Raw genomic sequence first — 2,124 nt, forward strand, 5'->3', positions numbered from 1 at the left:
GCTGGCCTGCTTGGTGATCCGTCGATGCTGCTCAATCTCAAGCCGTGAGCCGCTGCCGTCGCGCTGGCCTGCTCGGTGATCCGTCGATGCTGATCTGTCTCAAGCCGTGAGCTGGTCGCCGTCGCCGTAGTGATCTTCTTTCTCTTCATCGCTAAAGAATTTTGTACTTGTCTAATGCCGGGTGTATGGACTCACGCTGGAAACTCAACACGTGCCGATTGTGAACGATTTGGAGGCATGTTTTACGCTTCGGAATGGCGGATAACATTCCGAAAATCGGCTTATTTATGCCTGCCTTGCTTACCCGGTGCTTACCCGCATTATTTTTCATACCGGGCCTAGAAAAGAAAAACCCCGCTAACTCGTTGAATTAGCGGGGAAATTTTGGGGCGATGTACGGGGCTTGAACCCGTGACCCTTGGAATCACAATCCAATGCTCTACCAACTGAGCTAACACCGCCGTTGTTCTGGTGCGCCCGGCGAGACTCGAACTCACAACCCCCGGCTTAGAAGGCACAGTCACTACCTTTTAAGCGCTTGTTTCAATGGTTGCAGCGTGGAAAAAACCCGCTTGACGCCGTGCAGTGCCGCATAGTACCGCACATTATTTGCACAGTCCATCAATACCCGCCTGCCCCTCCAATATCCATCTGAATCAAGTCGAGGGGCAGGTTGGTTATCACTGCATCGCCGCATCCATAAAAAAACGGCCACAAAGAGCCGTTTCTGTTTGAGGCAATTCTACTACTTAAAAGTCGTAATTCTCGGACTGACCACGAACTGCGCGACCGGCTCAGTCAAAACTCTATCCGGTCGTTCAGCATAGGTTTTCAGTTTCCAGCCCATTTCAAATTTGCAACACATCGTCTCGCTGTACTTCTTGATCCAGATGAAATTCCAGTACGAACCGATGAGAACCAGACACCATCCTTGCTTTCCTTCCGGCTTGTCTGCAATCCAAGGGTCGCCTTTAACTTCCGGAATGTCTGAAGGTTTGATATTGGCTGCAAGCACAGACCGCTCAAATCCGTAGGCTGAGTTGCGCCATAGCCACTGAACCTGCGACCAGTACCCGCCATCATGCAGCGCCTTGAAAGCACCGTCCCCCCAAAGGCTGTTGTCAAAAGTCATTAGCCATGACAGCCACGCCGGAAGCCTCGGCTCAACGCCGAATCCGTTGTTGTTGTCGATTGATCCGTATGTATCCTTTGCGAATAGCGGGAGAATCGGCGCAACGATCAGCGCCAAGACGTTGAACACGAACCACAGCGGAAGAAGCAGGAACCAAGTCATACTCCCCCCCGATCACAACGCAGCCGCATCAGCGCATACTCAGCAGTAATATCCAGCGAGTAATTGCTTGCGAGAAACAGAGCAAACTTTGGCATCCGGTCATCGCTATAGCACTTTGCTTGCGCCTGATACGCTTCTACTTCGGCGGCTAGGCGATAGCGCTTGCTGCACAGATAGATAATCGAATGCATTCCACAAGTGCGAAGCCATTGCTTGACGTGAGTTTCTTCGTGCGCCAGAAGTCCGGAATCAGCCTTGTACTCCGGTCGGATGCAGATTACCGGGCCGCGCGTTACCCCGGCGAACCGTTCCGGGATGAATCGGCTGGTGAAAAAAATCATCGAAACTCCTGTCAGTAATTTTCTCGCATACTTCTTGATCTGGACGTGTCAAAGTAAAAATCGCCGAATCAACTGCCGCTATTGTCCCGCCTACGAAAACAACAAAACTCCGCAAATTTCCGAACTACCCGGCGCGCCCGCTGTTTTTAATAAAAATGAACTTCGCCAGTAACTTTCCCCGCAGACCGAACGACTCGGCGTGCTTAGCGTGGCCAATCCACGAAATCACCGATTGCCGAATGCGATCGAGAGAAATCATGCCTTTGCCGTAGAGTTTCTGCAGTCGCTTCAAGGTCTTCGATATTCTACGAATCGAACTTGTCCGCAGCTTGCGGTGCGTTGGCCAGATTCGGTAGCCGAGAAAATCAAGCGGCCTTCCCGGCCATGAGGTGATCGGGAAGACTTGTGTTTTTGCATTCGTTCTCAAGCGCAGACGGTTAAGAAGGAATTTTTCAAAGGTTTCACGAACCTGGTGAAGATGGGCTTTGT

2 protein-coding genes, 1 tRNA gene and 1 pseudogene are annotated in these 2,124 nt (G+C 51.5%); all 4 read right to left on the bottom strand.

From position 1 onward, the window contains the following. Window positions 1-385: 385 nt before the first annotated feature. A tRNA-His gene (locus ACOYNV_RS27815) sits at window positions 386-461 on the bottom strand. Between the two features lie 284 nt (window positions 462-745). Next, complete coding sequence (locus ACOYNV_RS27820; RefSeq protein ID WP_422903068.1) at window positions 746-1,294, bottom strand: DUF7338 family protein; 549 nt, start codon at window positions 1,292-1,294, stop codon at window positions 746-748. After that, a complete protein-coding gene (locus ACOYNV_RS27825; RefSeq protein WP_422903069.1) occupies window positions 1,291-1,635 on the bottom strand; it encodes a hypothetical protein in 345 nt (114 codons plus the stop codon). The genes ACOYNV_RS27820 and ACOYNV_RS27825 overlap by 4 nt, the downstream gene beginning before the upstream one ends. A 124-nt stretch (window positions 1,636-1,759) precedes the next feature. Continuing rightward, window positions 1,760-2,124: pseudogene (locus tag ACOYNV_RS27830) on the bottom strand (RNA-dependent DNA polymerase); the annotation flags it as partial.

It is taken from the genome of Propionivibrio sp., assembly GCF_049316945.1.
Taxonomy (GTDB): domain Bacteria; phylum Pseudomonadota; class Gammaproteobacteria; order Burkholderiales; family Rhodocyclaceae; genus Propionivibrio.